This window comes from Dickeya sp. MK7, assembly GCF_000406305.1.
Taxonomy (GTDB): Bacteria; Pseudomonadota; Gammaproteobacteria; order Enterobacterales; family Enterobacteriaceae; genus Dickeya; species Dickeya fangzhongdai.
In genome coordinates this window covers 3,171,282-3,192,935 of record NZ_CM001984.1, presented here as the reverse complement: position 1 = coordinate 3,192,935, position 21,654 = coordinate 3,171,282, and the positions used below count along the sequence as shown (strand labels likewise).

The 21,654-nt window shown below is 50.0% G+C and carries 22 protein-coding genes and 4 tRNA genes; 16 read left to right on the top strand and 10 right to left on the bottom strand.

The window, feature by feature from the left end; all coding sequences use genetic code 11:
• Window positions 1–222 precede the first annotated feature (222 nt).
• Window positions 223–298 (top strand) — tRNA-Lys (locus DXXMK7_RS13775).
• 303 nt (window positions 299–601) lie between these two features.
• Here the strand turns inward: DXXMK7_RS13775 and DXXMK7_RS13770 are convergent.
• A complete protein-coding gene (locus DXXMK7_RS13770) occupies window positions 602–826 on the bottom strand; it encodes a DUF2594 family protein (RefSeq protein WP_022634132.1) in 225 nt (74 codons plus the stop codon).
• Between the two features lie 647 nt (window positions 827–1,473).
• Between DXXMK7_RS13770 and uvrY the strand changes: the two genes are divergently transcribed.
• The 7 genes from uvrY (at window position 1,474) to DXXMK7_RS13735 (ending at window position 5,634) form a co-directional block, all read left to right on the top strand.
• Window positions 1,474–2,130, top strand: coding sequence for a UvrY/SirA/GacA family response regulator transcription factor (gene uvrY, locus DXXMK7_RS13765; RefSeq protein WP_022634131.1), 657 nt, complete (start codon window positions 1,474–1,476; stop codon window positions 2,128–2,130).
• Complete coding sequence (gene uvrC / locus DXXMK7_RS13760) at window positions 2,123–3,955, top strand: excinuclease ABC subunit UvrC (protein ID WP_038919596.1); 1,833 nt, start codon at window positions 2,123–2,125, stop codon at window positions 3,953–3,955. The genes uvrY and uvrC overlap by 8 nt, the downstream gene beginning before the upstream one ends.
• A gap of 57 nt (window positions 3,956–4,012) precedes the next feature.
• Window positions 4,013–4,561, top strand: coding sequence for a CDP-diacylglycerol--glycerol-3-phosphate 3-phosphatidyltransferase (pgsA, locus tag DXXMK7_RS13755; RefSeq protein ID WP_022634129.1), 549 nt, complete (start codon window positions 4,013–4,015; stop codon window positions 4,559–4,561).
• Between the two features lie 141 nt (window positions 4,562–4,702).
• Window positions 4,703–4,778: transfer RNA gene (locus DXXMK7_RS13750), tRNA-Gly, on the top strand.
• 28 nt (window positions 4,779–4,806) lie between these two features.
• A tRNA-Cys gene (locus DXXMK7_RS13745) sits at window positions 4,807–4,880 on the top strand.
• 8 nt (window positions 4,881–4,888) lie between these two features.
• Window positions 4,889–4,975: transfer RNA gene (locus DXXMK7_RS13740), tRNA-Leu, on the top strand.
• Between the two features lie 461 nt (window positions 4,976–5,436).
• The gene (locus DXXMK7_RS13735) at window positions 5,437–5,634 is read left to right on the top strand and encodes a hypothetical protein (protein ID WP_038919595.1); all 198 of its coding nucleotides are present in this window, start codon (window positions 5,437–5,439) and stop codon (window positions 5,632–5,634) included.
• A gap of 265 nt (window positions 5,635–5,899) precedes the next feature.
• Here DXXMK7_RS13735 and lysC read toward each other — a convergent pair whose 3' ends face one another.
• The 4 genes from lysC to DXXMK7_RS13720 are packed head-to-tail and all read right to left on the bottom strand — an operon-like array spanning window position 5,900 to window position 7,289.
• Entirely contained in the window at window positions 5,900–6,178 is a 279-nt protein-coding gene (lysC, locus tag DXXMK7_RS23110; RefSeq protein WP_231348877.1) for an Rz1-like lysis system protein LysC, read from the bottom strand.
• Window positions 6,063–6,503: an Rz-like lysis system protein LysB gene (gene lysB / locus DXXMK7_RS13730; protein ID WP_038919594.1), complete on the bottom strand. Its 441-nt coding sequence runs from the start codon at window positions 6,501–6,503 to the stop codon at window positions 6,063–6,065. The genes lysC and lysB overlap by 116 nt, the downstream gene beginning before the upstream one ends.
• The gene (locus DXXMK7_RS13725) at window positions 6,500–6,988 is read right to left on the bottom strand and encodes a glycoside hydrolase family protein (RefSeq protein ID WP_038919593.1); all 489 of its coding nucleotides are present in this window, start codon (window positions 6,986–6,988) and stop codon (window positions 6,500–6,502) included. Before DXXMK7_RS13725 ends, lysB begins: the two co-directional genes overlap by 4 nt.
• A complete protein-coding gene (locus DXXMK7_RS13720; RefSeq protein WP_038667845.1) occupies window positions 6,978–7,289 on the bottom strand; it encodes a phage holin family protein in 312 nt (103 codons plus the stop codon). Before DXXMK7_RS13720 ends, DXXMK7_RS13725 begins: the two co-directional genes overlap by 11 nt.
• Window positions 7,290–7,987: 698 nt before the next feature.
• Between DXXMK7_RS13720 and pelL the strand changes: the two genes are divergently transcribed.
• Window positions 7,988–9,265, top strand: a complete 1,278-nt coding sequence (gene pelL, locus DXXMK7_RS13715; protein WP_038919592.1) for a pectate lyase PelL — start codon at window positions 7,988–7,990, stop codon at window positions 9,263–9,265.
• 68 nt (window positions 9,266–9,333) lie between these two features.
• On the opposite strand, the gene DXXMK7_RS13710 is transcribed toward pelL, so the two are convergent.
• From DXXMK7_RS13710 to DXXMK7_RS13700, 3 genes are all read right to left on the bottom strand, one after another.
• A complete protein-coding gene (locus DXXMK7_RS13710; RefSeq protein WP_038919591.1) occupies window positions 9,334–10,614 on the bottom strand; it encodes a cellulase family glycosylhydrolase in 1,281 nt (426 codons plus the stop codon).
• A 404-nt stretch (window positions 10,615–11,018) separates the two neighbouring features.
• A complete protein-coding gene (locus DXXMK7_RS13705; protein WP_038919590.1) occupies window positions 11,019–11,396 on the bottom strand; it encodes a cytochrome b562 in 378 nt (125 codons plus the stop codon).
• Window positions 11,397–11,635: 239 nt separating this feature from the next.
• Complete coding sequence (locus DXXMK7_RS13700; protein ID WP_038919589.1) at window positions 11,636–13,072, bottom strand: EmmdR/YeeO family multidrug/toxin efflux MATE transporter; 1,437 nt, start codon at window positions 13,070–13,072, stop codon at window positions 11,636–11,638.
• Between the two features lie 419 nt (window positions 13,073–13,491).
• On the opposite strand from DXXMK7_RS13700, the gene DXXMK7_RS13695 reads away from it, so the two are divergent.
• The 3 genes from DXXMK7_RS13695 to dsrB are packed head-to-tail and all read left to right on the top strand — an operon-like array spanning window position 13,492 to window position 14,688.
• A complete protein-coding gene (locus DXXMK7_RS13695; RefSeq protein ID WP_049842408.1) occupies window positions 13,492–13,971 on the top strand; it encodes an anti-virulence regulator CigR family protein in 480 nt (159 codons plus the stop codon).
• 41 nt (window positions 13,972–14,012) lie between these two features.
• Window positions 14,013–14,432 carry a VOC family protein gene (locus DXXMK7_RS13690; protein ID WP_038919586.1) on the top strand — a complete coding sequence of 140 codons (420 nt, stop codon included), beginning with the start codon at window positions 14,013–14,015 and terminating at the stop codon, window positions 14,430–14,432.
• Window positions 14,433–14,487: 55 nt separating this feature from the next.
• Entirely contained in the window at window positions 14,488–14,688 is a 201-nt protein-coding gene (gene dsrB / locus DXXMK7_RS13685; RefSeq protein WP_038919585.1) for a protein DsrB, read from the top strand.
• A 36-nt stretch (window positions 14,689–14,724) separates the two neighbouring features.
• Here dsrB and DXXMK7_RS13680 read toward each other — a convergent pair whose 3' ends face one another.
• Together DXXMK7_RS13680 and DXXMK7_RS13675 are read right to left on the bottom strand one after the other, a co-directional pair.
• Window positions 14,725–16,452: a methyl-accepting chemotaxis protein gene (locus DXXMK7_RS13680; protein WP_038919584.1), complete on the bottom strand. Its 1,728-nt coding sequence runs from the start codon at window positions 16,450–16,452 to the stop codon at window positions 14,725–14,727.
• 338 nt (window positions 16,453–16,790) lie between these two features.
• Window positions 16,791–17,942: an iron-containing alcohol dehydrogenase gene (locus tag DXXMK7_RS13675; protein WP_038919583.1), complete on the bottom strand. Its 1,152-nt coding sequence runs from the start codon at window positions 17,940–17,942 to the stop codon at window positions 16,791–16,793.
• Between the two features lie 622 nt (window positions 17,943–18,564).
• On the opposite strand from DXXMK7_RS13675, the gene flhD reads away from it, so the two are divergent.
• The 4 genes from flhD (at window position 18,565) to motB (ending at window position 21,644) form a co-directional block, all read left to right on the top strand.
• Entirely contained in the window at window positions 18,565–18,915 is a 351-nt protein-coding gene (gene flhD, locus DXXMK7_RS13670) for a flagellar transcriptional regulator FlhD (protein ID WP_038667870.1), read from the top strand.
• A gap of 2 nt (window positions 18,916–18,917) precedes the next feature.
• Window positions 18,918–19,496 carry a flagellar transcriptional regulator FlhC gene (gene flhC / locus DXXMK7_RS13665; RefSeq protein WP_038669508.1) on the top strand — a complete coding sequence of 193 codons (579 nt, stop codon included), beginning with the start codon at window positions 18,918–18,920 and terminating at the stop codon, window positions 19,494–19,496.
• A 133-nt stretch (window positions 19,497–19,629) separates the two neighbouring features.
• Window positions 19,630–20,517 (top strand): flagellar motor stator protein MotA, encoded by an 888-nt coding sequence (gene motA / locus DXXMK7_RS13660; protein ID WP_038667872.1) that lies wholly within the window; start codon window positions 19,630–19,632, stop codon window positions 20,515–20,517.
• Entirely contained in the window at window positions 20,514–21,644 is a 1,131-nt protein-coding gene (gene motB, locus DXXMK7_RS13655; protein ID WP_038919582.1) for a flagellar motor protein MotB, read from the top strand. Before motA ends, motB begins: the two co-directional genes overlap by 4 nt.
• Window positions 21,645–21,654: the final 10 nt, after the last annotated feature.

Here is a 21,654-nt window from a genome sequence, read left to right as displayed (position 1 = left end):
TTCTTCTCATGATGAGTTGAGGCGTAATTCCTGTCACTTCGGTACGTGCTTCACGCGGTGGTGAATTTATATCCATGAATCAATCGGAAGACGAACGGTAGCCCGTGCGAGAGAACAAAATAGTGATAGGTTACAATGTGTTCGCTGATTCCCCTGTCTGCAAAAAAAATAAGATGAACTATTTGACAGATGGCGTTAAGAAGAGAATAATCCGTCCCCGTTGGGTCGTTAGCTCAGTTGGTAGAGCAGTTGACTCTTAATCAATTGGTCATAGGTTCGAGCCCTATACGACCCACCAACACTTCCTTTCATTCGTGCTAATGTATTTATTCCCGCAGAAACATTTTTTCACTATTTAATTTCCAGCTTGATTACTCTGTAGGTCTATTCTGATTAAAGAATACTATTCCCAAATAGATCACAATTACTAAGTTTTTATCTTGTCATTTATCTGGTAATAACCGGATTTGTTGACGAAATATAAATCATAGTGTCAACATTCGCGCATTGTTGCGTTTATTTTTGCTTGTTTATTGTGCGGGGGAAACGGTTCATACCCATCGGACAATAGCGGATTACGCTGATGTCCGATGAGCTTTGATTAGCGGCGATAGACTGTTTTGATTTGCTTAATAGTGGTGCCGAATATTTCCGCCTGTGCAGGGTCTTCCAGTTGGGCAATGTATTTTTCCATGCTGACGATAACCTTGCCTGCATCAGCCTGACCAATGGATTTCAGCATCAACGTCATCAGCACTTTCAGGCAGCTAACTTCATGCGCCAACGTTTCGGGTGTGGAGGCTGTCGGAAAGTCGTTGTTGTTCATAGTGTCTCCTGTAACAAACGGAAGCCGGCGTGGTGGAGCCAGAGACTGGTTCTGTGCAGCACACACGCCGGCGACATAACAAAATTTGGCTTTATTATACCATAGGTGCCAATGCATCTGGTCAGGAAAATAACCACTCAGCCCCATTAAGTTGTATTCTTTTTATCTGTTTATGCCACATTCTGCCTATATTTTGTTAACGTGTTTTTGGCTTTTAAATGCGTTTGATTAGATACATTGCAACTTTTATATGGATATTTTGGGGCAGGTGTATTATTTGTAGTAAACAGTCGGTGCGGCAAAGTGACAAGAGCGTTACAATGATGGAAAAGAAAGCAATCGCGCACCTAATTGCCTGTACTTACAAAACTTGATAATCTATTGATTAAATTTAGAATTTGACATTTTTCAGACAGTGAAGCTGTCTGTTTCTCTAAAAAACCAGGTTGGAAATATGAATACTGTGATGGAAGTGAGTTCCGCGTCTGATGCACAGTCGCTATCATTCAGGAACTTAGAGAATATACCACATGGTAGAATAAAAAAATACATTTTTAATTAAAAAGTGTATTCATTTTTTCTAAACCACGTAGTACCACCTGCAACAAACTCGTCTGTAAGTGTTACTCTTTTTGGAGAATTGTTCTTTGATTAGCGTTTTTCTTGTTGATGACCATGAACTGGTGCGAGCAGGGATACGGCGCATTCTTGACGATATTAAAGGCCTCAAGGTTGTTGGTGAGGCGCAGTGCGGTGAAGATGCGGTCAGATGGTGCCGTAATAACAGTGCGGACGTTGTGCTGATGGATATGAACATGCCAGGAATCGGCGGTCTTGAGGCAACACGCAAAATTGTACGATTTTCCCCTGAAATTAAAGTTATAATGCTAACGATTTACACAGAGAACCCGTTACCTGCTAAAGTGATGCAGGCGGGGGCAGCGGGCTACCTTAGCAAGGGCGCCACGCCGGAAGAGGTGATATGCGCCATCCGCTCTGTGCATGCCGGCAAACGATATATTGCGTCGGATATCGCTCAGCAAATGGCGTTGAGCCAACTGGAGCCGCAGACAGAAACGCCGCTGGAGTGTCTGTCTGAACGCGAATTGCAGATTATGATGATGATCACCAAAGGGCAAAAAGTGACGGAGATCTCCGATCAACTCAACCTTAGCCCGAAAACGGTCAACAGCTATCGTTACCGAATGTTCAGTAAGCTGAACATTAACGGCGATGTGGAGCTGACGCATCTGGCGATTCGCCACGGTTTATTTAGTGCGGAGACATTGATTAGTAGTGACTGAACGTTTTGACGCCCAGGCTTTTCTGAAGACCGTAACCAGTCAGCCTGGGGTTTATCGTATGTACGATGCCAGCGACACGGTGATCTACGTCGGTAAAGCCAAAGATCTGAAAAAACGCCTTTCCAGTTATTTTCGTGCTCATGTCGCCAGCCGTAAAACAGAGGCTTTGGTGAAAAGTATCCGGCAGATCGATGTGACGATCACGCATACTGAAACCGAAGCCCTGTTGCTTGAGCACAACTACATCAAACGCTATCAGCCGCGTTACAATGTGCTGTTGCGTGACGATAAGTCCTACCCAATGATTTTCCTCAGCGGGGATACGCATCCCCGCCTGTCGGTTCATCGCGGCGCCAAGCACGCCAAGGGCGAATACTTCGGCCCGTTTCCCAATGGCAATGCCGTGCGCGAAACCCTGATGCTTTTGCAAAAGCTGTTCCCCATTCGTCAGTGTGAAAACAGCGTCTACCGCAACCGCTCGCGTCCTTGCCTGCAGTATCAGATCGGCCGTTGTCTGGGGCCGTGCGTGAGCGGTCTGGTCAGTGAGGAAGAGTATCAGCGCCAGGTCGAGTATGTGCGTCTCTTTCTGTCCGGCAAAGATCAGCAGGTGTTGACCCGCCTGATCGATCGCATGGAAACGGCAAGCAGGGAATTGCGATTTGAGGAAGCCGCGCGTATTCGCGATCAGATCCAGGCGGTGCGGCGGGTGACCGAAAAGCAGTTTGTCTCCGGCGACGGCGATGATCTTGACGTGATCGGCGTGGCGTTTGAAGCCGGTATGGCATGTGTGCACGTGCTCTTTATCCGTCAGGGAAAAGTGTTGGGCAGTCGCAGCTATTTCCCTAAAGTCCCAGGAGGGACAGAGCTGGCGGAAGTGGTGCAGACGTTTGTCGGCCAGTTCTATTTGCAGGGTAGTGTTTCCCGCACCTTACCGTCTGACATCCTGCTGGACTTCTCGCTGCCGGAACATCAGTTGCTGGCCGAGTCTCTGACCGAACAGGCCGGCCGCAAGATCCAGATTCAAACCCGGCCGCGTGGTGACCGCGCACGCTATCTTAAACTGGCGCGCACCAACGCCCATACGGCATTGACGACGAAGTTGTCGCAGCAATCGACGGTCCAACAGCGCCTGGCTGCGCTGGCGTCTGTTCTTGGGATCGAAAAAATCAACCGTATGGAATGTTTCGATATCAGCCATACCATGGGGGAACAGACCGTGGCTTCCTGTGTCGTGTTCAATGCGGATGGGCCGCTGCGTTCGGAGTATCGCCGCTACAATATCTCCGGTATCACGCCGGGCGATGACTATGCCGCCATGAATCAGGTGCTCCGGCGTCGGTATGGCAAGTCGATTGACGAAGGCAAGATTCCTGATGTTATCGTGATTGACGGCGGCAAAGGGCAACTGGCGCAGGCCAAGGACGTCTTTGCGTCATTACAGGTGCCCTGGGACAAATCACGCCCTTTACTGCTGGGGGTCGCGAAAGGCAGCGATCGCAAGGCCGGGCTGGAGACGCTGTTCTTCGAAGCGACAGGCGAGGGGGTAGCATTGCCTGCCGATTCGCCGGCGTTGCACGTAATTCAGCATATTCGTGACGATTCGCATAACCATGCCATCAGTGGTCACCGCAAACAGCGTGCTAAAGTAAAAAGTACCAGTTCGCTGGAGACCATCGAAGGGGTGGGACCGAAGCGGCGGCAGATGTTATTGAAATACATGGGCGGATTACAGCCGCTGATGAACGCCAGCGTGGAAGACATCGCCAACGTACCGGGAATTTCGCATGCGCTGGCAGAAAAAATCTTTCATGCATTGAAACACTAGAGGCAATGTAGCAACATAACCCTATTATCTTTCGGGCCAGACAGTTACCCAGACGCTATGCGATTTAATATACCAACGTGGCTTACCCTGTTTCGTGTTGTACTAATCCCATTCTTTGTGCTGGCGTTTTACCTGCCATTCAACTGGGCACCAATGGTATGTGCGGGCATCTTTGTCTTTGCGGCGGTGACAGACTGGTTTGACGGTTTTCTTGCCCGCCGGTGGAAACAAACCACGCGTTTTGGCGCCTTTCTGGACCCTGTGGCCGACAAGGTCATGGTGGCGGTTGCGCTGGTGCTGGTGGCTGAGCATTATCATTCCTGGTGGATTACGCTGCCCGCCGCCACGATGATTGCCCGTGAAATCATCATTTCTGCATTGCGCGAATGGATGGCGGAGCTGGGTAAACGCAGCAGCGTGGCGGTGTCCTGGATTGGTAAAATCAAAACCACGGCACAGATGGTCGCGCTGGTCGGTTTGCTGTGGCGGCCTGAACGCATGGTGGAGGCCGCTGGCGTGGCGGCGCTGTATGTGGCCGCGGTGCTAACGTTTTGGTCTATGTTTCAGTATTTGAGCGCTGCCTGGCGCGATTTGCTTGAACATTGATCGCCTCGCCTTAAAAAACAGCAAACGATTCAGGTGGGATGATAATTTTATTGACTCACTGCGTCAGGTAAGTAGAATGCACCGCATCGACAGCGACACAGTTTATTGAAAACGCTTGATAAACAAGATGTTCTGTAGAATGCGGGAATAGCTCAGTTGGTAGAGCACGACCTTGCCAAGGTCGGGGTCGCGAGTTCGAGTCTCGTTTCCCGCTCCAAATCGATTTAGCAGTAGCATCAAGGTAAGGCGCGTTGGCAGAGTGGCCATGCAGCGGATTGCAAATCCGTCCACCTCGGTTCGACTCCGGGACGCGCCTCCAAAATCTGAGCCCAGATGGTGGAATCGGTAGACACAAGGGATTTAAAATCCCTCGGCGTTCGCGCTGTGCGGGTTCAAGTCCCGCTCTGGGCACCATGTGCTAACGCCTTGTAAGATAAGAAAATAATTAAAAGAACATGACCGCCACGAGGCGGTTTTTTTATGCCTGTAATTTGGCAAGTGGCGGTATTGATTTTTCAGGCATAAAAAAGGCGGCCTCCGGTAAGCCGCTATTGCTAACTATGGTTGAATAATTAGCGTCTGCTCAGGTCGTTAGTGCTGCTGTGGTATCTTTCAGTGGATTGTCATGTCTTTGCACCGCTTGTTATTCAGCGCATAATCGCCGACGTTTTTGGCTATATACCCTGCTGCGTCGCCTTTAAAGCGGTGCTTATAGTCAAAACGGTTTTCCATGCGTTCGGTTCAGCGATTGAGCGGGGGAAAGGCATATAAACGCTGAGAATAACAACAGGCATTCACTGGTTACCTGTGATAATGCTTTATTCGGAATAGTCTTAGCGATATGCTGCGTTCATTGACAATAAAAAGGAGTCTTTATGCTTCAGAATTACTTTTATGATCAGCATGATGTCGCAAGAAGTGATGAAGAGAAAAGAGAAATAGTCATTTCAGCTATACTCGAAATCATCAAAGAAGGCGCCAGCGAAAGTGGAGTGCAAGCCGCTCTGGATGCGATCGGTAGTAGAATCACCGAGACTGCCGATATCATTCAGCGTGCGCTAGAGAATGATTAATTACTAAAACGATTGTGGCCGCCCCTCGGGCGGTTTTTTATTGCCGTCACGACAGGTCTATTTAATATGTAGCCACCGGGTCGAAACGTGAACAGCCCGCTACCGCCATCCCTGAAAACCAGACCTGATTTAGGCTGAAAGCTATGAGCGACTGGCTTGAATGGGAATACCTCAATTTCCTGGCTCGGTCGCCCTGACATCCCGGTCTGAAACTTCGTTTTCCAACTTTGCCTTCCTATGATTCATCTTGCCTCAAGGGCGGAGATCATTGCGTTGCCGCTACGGTATCCCTAGTGCCTGATTGATTCCCTGAAGCTACCGTAGCGCTGGGCGTTGCATCGCTTTTTGCCTGACAGGTAATAATGGTATCCACCTGGTCGGCGCAAGTCGCCAGCGCGGCTTCGGTTTCATCCAGCAGGCTGTTCAGCTCACCGTTGGTTTGTGGACTGGCTGCCGGGAACCGGCAGGGCGTCAGTCTGGGACAGCCATTCACGGTAAGCACGGCCACCTGCGAAGGTGGGGCGCTGACGCAGCCGGATAATATCAGCAGGCAGATCAGTGTCAGCCCAGCGTTTAAGCGCTTCGTTCTCATGTTGTAACCTCATCACCACTTTTTGCCGTTCAGAGAGCGCCGCCTGAGTCTCGGCGGCCATGTCGCGCAGTCGTGCCTGTTCACGGTTGTTGCGTTCAGCCTGTTCGGACAACGTTTTCAACTGGCCGGATTTTTCATCCAGCGCTGTCTGTTGTAACGACAGTGTCTGCGCTTGCTGGTCGGTTAACTGACGAGCGTTGTGCAGCCGCCAGGACTGCACGCCGACCCCTGCGCTAAGCGCAATCATGATGACTGCGATGATCATGGCGCTTTTCATGCCAGTTTCCCGCCCGCTTGCTGGTACACGGCGACCAGCCGTTCGGTGTTATGCTCGCGCTGACCGTAGCCTGCTCCCGGCAGTGAGGCCCAGATGTTGTTGCACCGGGTAATGGCGCTGGTAAGCCGGCCTTGCGTAATGTCGTCCAACGCACGCTGTTCCCGAATTAGTTGGATAGCCAGCGTATCCTGCGAATCGGGTCCGAAATCCGGCAACGCCAACTGGGTCTTGTAGGTTGGCCAGTAGCGGTAGAGCTGCTGATAGCGTCCGGCTGCCGTGGAGCGCTGCCCCTGCTTGTTGAAGATTTTTCCCGGACGACCATTGGCGAATGGATGATCCCGGTAGTCGGTGAAAATCTCTGGTTTGCCATCAATCCCGGTGACAATCACGTCGTAACCACGATTACAGGTGAGCGGATGCGTTGCGGTTCCTTCGGAAAAGGCCAGCATGTCCAAAAACGCAATAAGGTTAGGGTTATTGAGCATCGTTATTTTTCTCCGGTGTGCTTTTTTTGCCCAGTTGGCGAACGCGGCGTTGAATAAGCAGTTCGATAGTCTGGTAGCCAGCGATGCCCAGTGCGGCGCCGATACCATTGATAGCGACGGGCGACAGGTCAGGGAACTGTACCAGTGCGATGCCTGCCATCATTGAGACAAAACCTCCCAGCATTACGCGACCAATAAACAGCCGCAGTGTGATGGGCTCACTGCCCGCCAGCACTTTGCCGACGGCAATCAGCGTGCCGATGATAAATAGAGAGACGATGCTTTTATCTGTTTCATTCATGAGTGAGTCCAGTCGTTGGTTTTTCAGGCAGAGTAATAACTGCGGAGATAACAGGATGTTTTCACGCGTTGTCTCGCGTTATATGCCCGTCATTAAACCAGTTGACGTATGGCGGTGGCAGCGATGGGTGATGGCTCAGTTATCAGCAAACACGGGGATGCTGGATGCGGTAATGAGGGGATGAACAGTTGATGTTGTCAGTCATGGTGATAGTAAGGCATTCGTGCGGCAATATCTTTATCTGCTATTAAATATAATGGTTATTCTATTCACATATATAATGATGCTCTCATTTCTGAATTAATACACTAATAATGTGATTTTTATTTAGATAAGCGAGAAATGGCTTTTTTTGTATTTTGCTTGATGCTTTATCACGGTGTATGCGCCATGAATGGCATATGTATCTTTAACAACCGCATACCATTCAGTTGCGGTCGGTATTCATATACCGTAAACGTAGTATACTCACGCTACCTCAATATGCAGGATGCAATGTACTCAGAACAGCTTCTGTTCAAGGAAAACCGAAGGAATGGTACCCTTCCAACGTAATTTTTCACAGTGACAAGCTGATTCATTGGCTATCGATTTTAGATGTAGCGGATCGCAGCCTTTTCCCCGCCTGACGACATTTGCTGGAGTATGCATCTTGAGGCCGATGGATAGATGATTTTTACAACATCATGAGGCAAAGGATGAAATATTTAAATTGTTTTATCAGTACCGGGTTAGCAGCATTTTTTCTGGTAAATAGCACATCAGTTATGGCAGCGGATTGCAGTTCGGATCTCACCAGCGGAATTAGCACCAAGCGTATTTATTATGTTGCGCCGAATGGCAACAGCAGCAATAACGGCAACAGCTTTAATTCTCCGATGAGTTTTTCTGCCGCTATGGCGGCGGTTAACCCCGGCGAGTTGATTCTATTGAAACCGGGAACCTATACCATTCCTTATACTCAGGGTAAAGGGAATACGATTACATTCAATAAATCCGGGAAAGAGGGCGCGCCAATTTATGTGGCCGCCGCCAATTGCGGCCGGGCGGTATTTGACTTCTCATTCCCGGACAGTCAATGGGTACAGGCGTCTTACGGGTTTTATGTGACCGGCGACTACTGGTATTTCAAAGGGGTAGAGGTAACACGAGCCGGCTATCAGGGGGCTTATGTAATTGGTAGCCATAATACCTTTGAGAATACGGCATTCCATCATAACCGTAATACCGGACTTGAAATCAATAACGGCGGTTCATACAACACGGTAATTAATTCGGATGCCTACCGTAACTATGATCCCAAGAAGAACGGCAGTATGGCCGATGGATTTGGACCGAAACAAAAACAAGGTCCGGGTAACCGTTTTGTTGGTTGTCGCGCCTGGGAAAACTCGGATGATGGATTTGACTTGTTTGACAGTCCGCAGAAAGTGGTGATTGAAAACAGTTGGGCTTTCCGTAATGGCATCAATTACTGGAATGACAGCGCGTTCGCCGGCAATGGCAATGGGTTTAAACTGGGCGGAAATCAGGCGGTTGGCAATCATCGTATTACCCGCTCTGTCGCATTTGGCAATGTGAGCAAAGGCTTTGACCAGAACAATAACGCTGGTGGCGTTACGGTGATAAATAACACGTCATATAAAAACGGCATTAATTATGGTTTCGGGAGCAAAGTTCAGTCAGGGCAGAAACATTACTTCCGTAATAACGTGTCGCTGTCTGCTTCTGTAACGGTCAGTAATGCGGATGCGAAGTCCAACTCATGGGATACGGGGCCGGTGGCTTCCGCGTCCGATTTCGTCAGCCTGGACACTTCTCTTGCTACCGTATCTCGTGACAATGACGGCACCTTGCCGGAAACTTCATTATTCCGTTTGTCGGCTAGCTCAAAGCTGATTAATGCGGGGACGAAAGAGAGCGATATCAGCTATTCAGGCAGTGCACCGGATTTAGGCGCTTTTGAACGCAATTAAGTGACGGATGTTATATATCAGGGCTGCAATCGTGCAGCCCTGTTTTTGATGTGAAGCAAATTAATCAATCAGTTACAGCTACCAACCTGCGCCCAGGAGGCGTCGCTGCCCGGAACGGATGAGGTGTACCAGTTTGCGGTGTAAAGGTTGCCTTTATAGACGATCGATTGGCCCGCTTCATTATGGCTGGGCTGCCCGCCCGCCCAGTCTTTGCTGGCCCAGTTGGGGTAAACGTTGACATTGGCGCAATCGGCGGTGGCCGGTGTGTCGGTTGTGGCAGGTTCATCAACGGTGGGGCTGGTGGTGGTATCAGTTGACGGATCGGTCGTTGCGCTGGCGGCGTTACCCACTTTATATGGCCAGCTTTGAATGATCGATTTTACTTTTTTGCCAGACTCGGTCAGGTTTTTAGAGTCCGGATAATAAGTTGATGCTCCTTCGTTTTTATCATTCAACGCCCAGTTTGCGTTGCTGATATTGTTATCTCGCATAAACGTTACCCAGGCGTCGGTCTCCGTCTGGTTCACCCCGCCATTGCCGTCCGCATTAACTGCGCCCCACTCGGTGACGAAAAGTGCAATACCGTTATTTAACGCCTGGCGTGCTTTATTGCGTAATGATTCGCCATGGGTTCCGGCGTAGAAATGCAGCGTATAGGCGATATTCTTGCCGTTGATCGGATCGCGCGAGGCTTCATCAACGTTTTGCGACCAACTGGGCGTGCCGACAATAATCAGGTTATCCGGATCAATGGCGCGAATGGCGGAAATCACGGCTTCGGCATAAGGTTTAATGGTATTGCTCCATGATACCTGAAGCGGTTCGTTGTAGATTTCATAGATGACATTCGGCTTGTTGCCATATTTACGCGCCATTTCCTGGAAGAAGCGGATAGCTTCACTGCGATTGTTTTCTGCAGAATGCGAGTGCCAGTCAATAATGACATACATATCGTTGGCAATTGCGGCATCCACCACTTTTTCAACTTTGGCCTTGTTGCCAGCCGGGTCCTGAAGATAACCACCGCTTTCCTGAACGCCCATGGCGGCGCGAACAATACTGGATTTCCAGTCTTTTTTCAGCGAAGCAACGGTATCGGCCGTGTAGAATTTTTCGCCGCCCCAGCCATTATTACTCCAGAATAAGCTATTGCCGGCAAAACTCTTGGCTTTTTCACCTGCGTAGATTTTATTACCGTTGACGGATAGCGGCTCAACACTCGCCCAGGCATTACTGGAAAGGCAGGCAAGGCTTAATCCTAAACAGGCGCAAGACAGAAACAGCTTTTTACGTGGGGGGTGTTTTTTGCTATCGATAGCGGTATTTTTATCCAAATAAGAGAGAGGCATAAATGAATCTCCATTTCATATGACGATGAGTCAGTGGTAACTGTAAATAGAATATGTGGCTGGTTTTATTCTATTCAGTCGGCGTGTTCATCAATATTGCAATACCTGCATATGATGAAACTCTCTAGGTTATAGTGGATTTTCTACAGTAGATCCAGATGCCCGATTCATTCTCGGAATTTTCAATACGCTCTTTACCGATTATGTGGATTATCATAGCGAATGCGTAATCGTGTTATTTTCCTGATGATGCCCTGTGGTTTCCTAAAATATTCACTGGGAGGAATAAACTGACGATATAAGGCGATGAAAAAGAGTAATTGTGCTGTTTTATTAATGCTTGATGAGGAAGAGGGAAGACCGCAGCAGGGATAATAAGCTCCGCTGCTGCGGTGACTGGTGAATTACACACCCAGTTTTTTGTGATACTCGGCGCGGGTTTTTTTCAGTTCATCCGTAGCGGCTTTGGCTTCCTGCAGTTTGCCTGCATCAACCAGCGCGATAGCCGCGTCGATTTGCTTCAGCAGTTTTTCCAGACCTTCGTTAAACACTGCGCTATTCGGGCTTTTATTGAACTCCGGATCTGCTTTGGCCTTGGTCGCATGGGCTTTCAGATTCAGCAGATCTGCTTTCAGCGTGGCGGCGTCATTAGCGCTGGAAGCGCTTTTGTAGCTTTTCGCCATAGCGCCCATTTCGTCTTTGACGGCGGCCTGGCTGGTGAACGGCAAGGCTACAGTAGACGCCGCGATTGCCAGACCGATAGCCATAATTGTTTTTTTCATTGCTCACTCCTGTTAGTTAGCCAGATGGCGGGGTTTATACCCTTATTAGTTTTCGGCAGTATTCACGACCCAATATGTATGGTCAAATGGATTTTATATTGCAGGATAATGATAATTATTAAAAATAAAGAAAACCGTGACACTTTCTTAGTCAAATGATTAGCCGCTGTGATGATTTTCTTCTTATTGAAATATTGAGCGTCGTATTCCTAAATACGTTTTTGAGGATGCTGATTTTCTTACCTGTCTTGGTTAACCGTAGGTTTGTAGCGCCATAACCATTTACCGCTGACCATACGGTGATAAAACAGCGCGCCACGGACGATCCAGTCAAAAAACATCCCCATCCAAACGCCGATCACCCCAAATCCCAGCATAATGCCCAGAATATAACCGGCTATCACCCGGCACCCCCACATACCAGCCAGCGCGACCCACATAGTATAGCTGGCATCTTTGGCTCCCTTCAGGCCGGCGGGTAGTACCCAGGATGCGGCCCATATAGGCATGAACAACGCATTCAGCCAGATCAACTGTTTAACCACGGTAATCACATCGGGTTCGTTGGTATACATTGAGGCCATCAATCCGGCGGTAGGCACAGAGAGTAATGCCAGTGCGCACAAACCAACATTGGAAAGCCAGAAGATGTACTTCAGCTGCCGTTCCGGTTGCATGCGTTGTCCTTTACCCAGACGTGACCCGACAATGATGGTCGAGGTCGAACCCAGGGCGTTACCTGGCAGGTTGATCAGCGCGACGATTGAAAAGGCAATAAAGTTGCCTGCGATGACCTCGGTCCCCATGCCGGCGACAAAGCGTTGGGTGATCAACTTCCCCACATTAAACATGACCGATTCGATGCTGGCCGGAATACCGATGCTGAGCACCTCATAGAGAATCGTGGTGGTGAACGGCGCGAAGTAACTCTGAAACGGGATGCGCAGCGCGCCGTTGAAGCCTTTGGTCAGCGCGAGCACGACGCATAACGCGCCCAGATAGCGAGAGAGCGTGATCCCCAGTCCCGCGCCAATGAACCCCACGCCTTGCCATGAGGCCACGCCGTAAATCAATACGCCGCTGAGCAGAATATTCAGGATATTCATCCCGATATTGATGATCATCGGCAAGCGGGTGTTGCCGGCGCCGCGTAATGCGCCGCAACCGACCAGCGTGATAGCCAGCGCCGGGTAACCCCATACGGTAAGGCGCAGGAATGTCAGCGCCAGTGATTTCACGGCCGGCTCGGCATTATAGGCAATCAGGTCGATAATGACTTGACCGGCAAATTCCACCAGCACCACCAGCAGCAGGGAGATCAGCACCAATAATGAGATCGATTGCCGTGCGGCTTGCCGGGCCTGTTTACGATTACGCTGACCAAGACTGAACGCCACCACGACGGCAGTCCCCAACGCGACTGCGGTGAAAAACGCAATAATCAACATGTTGAAGCTGTCCGCCAGCCCTACGGCGGCCATGGCTTCTTTGCCCAGCCAGCTAACCAGGAAGGTGCTGAATATCCCCATCAGCACCACACACAGCCCTTCGATAAAAATGGGAACCGCTAATGGCGTAATTTCCCGCCAGAACAGGACTCGATTGGAATGACGTTTTTTGTACCAGGCGGTGTTTCTCAATGTACTCAACAGCTGTTTGGCTGTATTCAAAATCATGTTACCTATCTTCGTATCACAGGCGGAAGGAGGACAAATGCCGCGAGCCTTTTTCATCACGAACTGAGCGTGTTCCGCGTCTAAACCAGAGTGCAGTCGCCTGCAAGCGTAAACCGAGATCAGACAGGCTTGCGTTATACCGTGAACATAGCGGTTGAATTGCATGTTCATAAAACTATTCACCGTGGTGATTATAAAAGTATGTTGGGCAAGGTGGAGTCGGTGACATCAGAAAAACAGCAATTCAGATGAAACAATGTTTTAAAAGTATGCGGCGATATATTCATCTGTCAGTGTCGCGAATGCAGTGCTGATGTGCCGTGCATGCCGATGGACAAAAACTGAGAAATTCCCTATTCGTCCGGCTATTCACGCTATATATATTCCTTATGGTTTCCATTCATTACAAAGGTCGTACCATGTCTAAATCCTCTTTTTCAGCACTGGCGATGGTGCTGGCTACCTCTGTTTTTTCGGCTTCGGTTCCGGTATTGGCAGAACCCGAAGGAAAAGGGCCGGGTAATGGCGGATCCGATTATCAATGGCAACGCGATAACCCTCGCCAACAGGGAGGACACCCAGGGGCTGCCCGTTCATCGATGCCCGACGATGGCGGGCGATCGCCGGATCATAATCGCTTCTCATATAATGATGCGCGGCGTCTTGCCGTCGATCATGGCTTTACCGGTTATCGTAGCCTTCCTCCCGGCGTTGCGAAGAATCTGTCCAGAGGGAAACCGCTGCCGCCGGGGATTGCACGCCGTGCCGTGCCCCCTGAAATGCTGCGTGGGTTGCCGTCTTACCCGGGGTATGAGTGGCGGATTGTCGGTAAGGACCTGGTATTGATTGCGATCAGCACGGCGGTAGTGACCACCATTATCAACGGTGTGTTTGACTGATGGCCGCGTCTGGAGCGTGAAATAGAAATAAAGGAAAAGAGATGTTCAGTCATATCATCCTCGGCGCCCGGGATATCGACCTTATGGTCCGTTTCTATGCTGCTATTTTGGAGGAACTTGGTTTTGTCCCGGTTGAGGAAGAGCCTGGCGGCCCGGCAGGGCAAGGGTGGCATATCCCGGGGCGGCGTTGGCCGCAGTTTTATGTGCAGGTCCCGTTCAATGGTTTGCCGGCGACCTGGGGAAATGGCACGCAGGTCAGCTTCGCTGTCAGCTCGCCGCAGGCTGTACGTCACGTTTGGCAAACCGCGTTATCGCTGGGAGGCGCGGATGAAGGCGCGCCAGGACTTCGCCCGCACTATGCGCCTGACTATTACGGCGCATACTGTCGTGATCCGGAAGGCAACAAGCTGTGTTTTGTCTACACCTCTGAGTTTGACAATACCGTCGGCGGATTGGCATAAATGTTTGCGTATAAGCCGTACGGCAGGGCGGGACGAAAGAAAAAGAGGTGAATGATTGAACGTAAATGATGTAGTGACAGTAAAGACCGATGGCGAATTGCGCAGAGAAGGGGTCATTCTGGCGGTGGAACCGTTTCAGGAAGGAATCATGTACCTGATTGCACTGGAGGACTACCCCGAGGGGATCTGGTTCTTCAACGAACTTAACAGCCCAGAGGGAGTCTTTGTCGAACCGCGTCAACCTGCGGAGAAATAACAGGCCGATACGGTCACCCGCATCGGCCTGTACGCATCAGAAGGTTTCCCAGTTATCGTTGCCGGATTTAGCGCTGGAAGAAGAGCTCAGCGCCGCGGTTGACGTAGCCAATAGCGGTTTTGACGCCAGCGGGGCCGGGGCGTAACCCTTATCCTGACGATGGCCGGTAAGTTTGAAGGCGGATACCGCGCGGGTCAGCACCATCGCCTGTTCTTCGAGCGATGAGGCGGCGGCAGAAGCCTGCTGCACCAGCGCGGCGTTTTGTTGCGTGACGCTGTCCATCTCGGAAATCGCCTGCCCGACCTGAGTGATGCCGCGGCTTTGCTCATCCGAGGCAGAAGCGATTTCATTCATAATGTCGGTCACGCTGCTTACGGCCTGAACGATTTCGTGCATGGTTTGACCCGCCTTGTCTACCTGTTCTGAACCACTATGAACCAGAGATACGGATTCGGAGATCAGGCCTTCAATTTCCTTGGCGGCTTGAGCACTGCGCTGCGCCAGGCTGCGCACTTCTCCCGCCACCACCGCGAATCCCCGGCCTTGTTCGCCCGCGCGGGCCGCTTCTACCGCGGCGTTCAACGCCAGGATGTTGGTCTGGAAGGCGATACTGTTGATCACGTTGGTGATTTCAGAAATTTTCCGTGAGCTGCCGGAAATGCTGTTCATGGTGTTAACCACGTTTTCGACGATTTCACCCCCTTGTTTCGCCTTGCCGGAGGCATTAGAGGCTAGCTGGCTGGCATGGTGCGCGTTGTCGGAGTTCTGTTTTACGGTGGCGGTCAACTGTTCCATGCTGGCGGCGGTCTCTTCAATCGCCGCCGCCTGCTGCTCGGTGCGGGAAGAGAGGTCGCTATTACCGGCCGTAATTTCGGTGGTTCCCTGATAAATGGAGTCTGCGCTGTCGCGCACGGTGGAAACCGTATGCACCAGCGATGCCTGCATCTGCTGGATGTTCTGGCTCAGGATGCCGATTTCATTTTTGCCATAGGTTTCGTTAGGCTGGGTCAGGTCACCCTGAGCAATGCGTTGAATACGCTGTACCAGACGGTTCATCGGCTTGATCAGCGTACCGCGCAGGAACATGAAGGTCAGCAGGGTCATGGCGATGGCGATGGCGAAGCTGACGGCCATCAGCGTGTAACCCATCATGGCCTGATATTGCGCATTGCTATTAAGCGCTTTGGCTCGCTCGGTACGGAAGGCAATCGCCTTCAGTAATGGCTTATTGTAGGCTTCGTCCAGTACACGGACCTCTTCCGATTCGTGCGTCAGTATTTCTTCGAAATAACCATCTTTCGCCGCCTTAAGCATCGGCATGATGCCTTTTTCGACGTAATCGTTATAGGCCTTATTCAGTTCCGGTTCCAACGCCAGATCCGTGTCGGTTTTGACGGTACGGTTCTCATAAACTTTGAAGGCGTCCTTCGACGAAGCAATGCGTTGTTCCGCCTGCTTCAGGTTGTTATTGAATACTTCCGTGTCGCCAACGCGAACGGCGGCGCCAGCCTGGATAATGAGCAGGCGGGCGGTTCTGAGATGGTTGGAACTGTTTGACAGCCCGAGGCGGACGTCAATTTCCTGAGTAACGTAATCCAGGCTCTGATTGGCGCGCACCAAAAAGTAGCTGGCGGTGCCGATAGCCAGGGCGAATAACAGCATGATCCCGCCCAGAATGATGACAAATAACGGCACCAGTCCAAGATTACCCAATATGCCGGTTTTACCCTGTTGTTCAGACTTTGACATCATTTTCATATCCATTCGCTCATTTTCAGGAAAAATATATGTGCATCAACCGTACTACGCGCAGGTGTAGTTTGGGTGTTTTTTTGTTTCTGGAAACAGCTGTGTGGCGATCCGTACTCAAATACCAACATAATCTAACATCGGCATATAATGTGAAACATTCATGAATTTCAATGCGATGTCGATCACGAATCTGGCGGCAGAGGCATATCGGATCCTGTTATTTATATATTTCAATTATTAGGCAATTAATCGGCGTGACGGATGTCTAAAAACGGGAAGGCGCGTACCCGGAAACGGCATACGCGCATGACGCATTGGACTACGGTGTCCGGCTAATCAGGAACGGCGGTTTAATAACTTTGACGCAGAATTCGGTGGGCGGCGGCACGGTCAATATCCTGGTGTTCCCCCTGCGGCAACAAATGAAACTTTTCCAGGTTCGCCAGAATATCGTCAATTGCGGATTCGGGCAGGTTGTAGTCGCGCATTCGGGTTTTCACTCCCATGGTTTCAAAGAACGCCCGTGTTTTCTCGATAGCCAGTGAAATCAGGCTTTCCTCATCCGCAGCGGTAAGATTCCATACTCGCTGGGCGTACTGCACCAGCTTGTCATGCTTCGTACGACGCTGCACATCAAGCAGCGAAGGCAGAAGTACCGCCAGCGTTTGCGCATGGTCCAACCCGAAAAGCGATGTTAACTGGTGACCGATACGGTGCGTTGCCCAGTCCTGAGGCACGCCGGCGCCGATCAGTCCGTTCAGGGCCAACGTGGCGCTCCAGGTGAGCGTCGCGCGAACATCATAGTTTTCCGGTGCCTGTATGGCTTTGGGGCCTTCTTCTATTAATGTCAGCAATAACCCTTCGGCAAATCGATCCTGCACTTTGCCGTAGACCGGATAGGTCAGATACTGCTCCAGCACGTGTACGAATGCATCCACTACGCCATTCGCAACCTGACGCGATGGCAAAGTGTAGGATTTCCGCGGATCGAGAACAGCGAACTTGGGAAACAACAGCGGGTGACTATAGCCGGCTTTGGCGCCGGATTGCTTGTGGGATACCACAGCCGTTGCATTCATTTCCGAACCGGTCGCCGGCAATGTCATCACGCACCCGATCGGCAACGCAGACTGGATTGGCGCCCTGGCAAGCCAGGTATTCCAGATATCAGCCTGTGTGCTCGCGGCCGCGATAAATTTGGTTCCGTCGACCACCGAACCGCCACCTATCGCCAGCAAAAAATCAATCTTGTTCGCCTTTACGACGTCGACTGCGCGCATCAACGTCGCATATTGCGGGTTGGGTTCAATACCGCCGAATTCGAAGCAGGTATAATGGGTCAATAACTGTCGGATTTCATCCAGCGTGCCGTATTTTCTGGCGCTGTCTCCGCCATAAGTTATTAGTATGCGGGCATTTTCCGGAATGTATTTGACAATCTCAGCCAGTTTGCCTGGCCCAAACAGGATTCTCGTCGGGTTGAAATACTCAAAATCCAGCATGAAAATGGCTCCAGTGTTTCGTTATATGGACATAAAATACACTAATGAAATAGTAACTTTGGTGATAAAATTAGAAATATTAATGTAAATCAAAGTGGTTGTAGAATCGGGGTTTAATCTGATAAGCAGCTGTGTCAATTTTTTACTTTTAAAATCAATTAATTGATTTTGTCATACTGAACGAAACTCTATTGCGGGGAGTTTTTTTCTCCTGTTGTGATCATATTGTGTTCAGGAAAATTTCACAGCAGGGTAAAAATCAGTGAAATATTATGTTTTGCCTCTTTCATTTTTGTGATGCAGATCACATAATTATCAAAATGCTGATATGCCTGCGTTGTATGAGTCAGGCCGAAGGCGGTACAGTGGCGGAGGATTAGGATTAATCCTACGTTCTATGTTGGACGCAATACAGAGAAAGGATGAGCCTGGAGTTATGAAGAGATGGAGCCTCAGACGCATCAATGTTGATGCTGTATTTTTCGTCATATTAGAAGATTATAAAGTAGTAGAATTATCTGGCACCGATAGTTTTCATGCCACCTATGGAGAGTGATTGTTTAGCGGGTGAGCAGTCTATCACCTAACTTATGTTTGAAACATAGTCTGTCGGGATGGGAATATGGGTACCTCTGAATTGCTCAAGCACATTTATGACATCAATTTGTCTTATTTGTTACTGGCTCAGCGATTAATAAACGACGAAAAAGCATCAGCGATGTTCCGGTTGGGTATCAATGAAGAAATGGCTGAGGCATTGATGCAGCTGACTTTGCCGCAAATGGTAAAGCTCGCTGAAACCAATCAACTAATATGTCATTTCCGCTTCAGTGATCACAATACGATTAAGTTATTAACACAAGAATCCCGGGTTGATGATCTGCAACAGATCCATACCGGTATTTTATTGTCGAGTCATTTATTACAAGAGCTGTCTTCAAAAGAAGAAGGCTTGCCTAAGAAAAGGGCATAATGATGGCGGAGAAAAGTATTGTTCAGGAAGCTAAGGATATCCAGCTGGCGATGGAACTCATTTCACTGGGTGCGCGCCTGCAGATGCTGGAAAGCGAGACGCAATTAAGTCGCGGTCGCTTAATCAAGCTTTATAAAGAATTACGAGGCAGCCCTCCACCTAAAGGAATGTTGCCGTTTTCTACCGACTGGTTCATGACATGGGAACAGAATATCCATTCTTCCATGTTCTATAACGCCTATCTGTTTTTACTCAAAAATGGACAATGCACCGGTGTCGAGGCAGTAATCAAGGCTTATCGCCTTTACCTCGAACAATGTGCTCCTCAAAGCGATGTGCCTTTGCTGGCGTTGACCCGCGCCTGGACATTGGTTCGTTTTGTGGATAGCGGCATGCTGCAGCTGTCCTCATGTAATTGCTGCAAGGGGATGTTTATTACCCATGCACATCAGCCCAAGAATAGTTTTGTCTGCAGTTTATGCCAGCCACCCTCCAGAGCAGTAAAAAGACGTAAACTTTCGCCGAATGTTGCCGATATGATACCTCAACTGCTGGACGAACAGGTTAAACATGCAGTCTGAGCCTGATGGCGATTTTGTGGTTCTGTCATCGCGCGTTCATTGCCCGATGGCAGTATTCCCTCCAAATAAGTCGTTGGTAAGACTGCATTTATAACTCTCTCCGCCACCCTTTTACTATCTATAAGGAATTCTTGTGCTGGTTATATTGGGTTATCTTGTCACTATAGGCTCCATACTTGGCGGTTATCTTATCGTGGGTGGCGAGTTGGGGGCGTTGTATCAGCCTTCGGAACTGTTGATTATTGGTGGCGCGGCTGCTGGTGCGTTTATTGTTGGTAACAACGGCAAAGCGATAAAGGCGACGCTGAAAGCGCTTCCCACGCTGTTGAAAGGATCCCAATATACGAAAGCCGTATACATGGATCTGATGGCGGTATTGTTCCGGTTGATGGCCAAATCCCGCCAGCAGGGTATGCTTTCGTTGGAGTTTGATATCGACAACCCAAAAGAGAGTGAGATTTTCTCGAATTATCCCCGCATCCTTTCTGATAACTATATCGTAGAGTTCGTCACGGATTATCTGCGACTGATGGTCAGCGGCAACATGAATGCGTTTGAAATCGAAACGCTGATGGATGAAGAGATCGAAACTGTCGAACATGAAGTTGAAGTGCCGGCCACCAGTCTGAACCTGATGGGGGATGGTTTGCCGGCATTCGGTATCGTGGCGGCGGTCATGGGGGTTGTGCATTCATTGGCGTTTGTTGATCGTCCTGCAGCCGAGCTGGGGATGATGATCGCCCATGCGATGGTGGGTACGTTCCTGGGGATTTTGCTGGCATATGGCTTTGTGTCGCCGCTGGCGTCGCTGTTACGTCAGAAGAACTCAGAGAAGCTCAAGGTTCTTCAGTGCATCAAGGTGACACTGTTATCCAGCCTGAATGGTTATGCGCCGCAGATTGCTGTTGAGTTCGGTCGTAAAACTCTTTATTCAACAGTGCGTCCTTCATTTACCGAGATGGAAGAGCATATTCGTAATGTGAAGGCACCGGCACAGCAGGCATCGGAAAATGACGCATGAAACACCAGCATCCCATTATCCGCAAAAAACGTAAATCGGGGCATGCCGCTCATCATGGTGGTTCATGGAAGATTGCTTATGCCGACTTCATGACCGCTATGATGGCTCTCTTCCTGGTCATGTGGCTGATTGCCATTTCCTCACCTTCCCAGTTGGCTCAGATTGCCGAATATTTCCGCACGCCATTGAAAATTGCCATCACGTCCGGTCCGAAGATGAGTGATGCCTCCAACCCCATCCCGGGCGGCGGTTCAGATCCTACTCAGCAAGAAGGCGATGTGAAGCGGCAGATTGACACCATGGATGGCCGTCTTGAGGAAATCAAACTGAACAAACTGCGGGAGCGACTCGATCAGTTGATTGAGGCCGATCCCCGTCTTAAAGCGTTACGCCCGCACCTGTTGATTGAAATGGTGGATGAGGGGCTACGCATTCAAATTATTGACAGTAACAATCGCCCAATGTTTAAAACCGGCAGCGCCCAGGTTGAGCCTTACATGAGCGATATTTTGCGAGCCATCGCGCCGATTTTGAATGATATTCCCAATAAAATCAGTTTATCGGGCCATACTGATGATGCACAGTATGCAATGGGGGAGCGAGGCTACAGCAACTGGGAGTTGTCGGCCGATCGCGCTAATGCTTCCCGGCGCGAACTGATTGTTGGTGGACTGGCTGAGGGCAAGGTTTTACGCGTAGTTGGAATGGCCGACACGATGAATTTAAAGCAGGCGAAGGGAGGCAGCGATGCCATCAACCGGCGAATCAGTCTGGTTGTCCTGAACAAGCAGGCGCAGGAAAACATCGAACGTGAAAATGCTGAAAGCAGCGCAGTAAACATTGATAAAATAGAGAATTTACAGAACATGGGGATGGAAAAGGCCAAACCTGCTACCGCGCCTGCCGATAACGGTAACAGTACGGCTACACCACAACCCGAAACCAATGGGACGCCTGCATCTGGCTCAACTGTGGCTCCAGCCCAAGCACCGGCAACGACGGCGCCGGCATCGGGGGCGAATGGCGCGTCGACGACAGGACGTCGGCAGCCTACTACAGCTTTGCCAGCAGCACCTGATAGCCAGGCGACACCTTCTTCAACAAGCCGCGATTCACAGCAGAGGTGACCCACGTGAG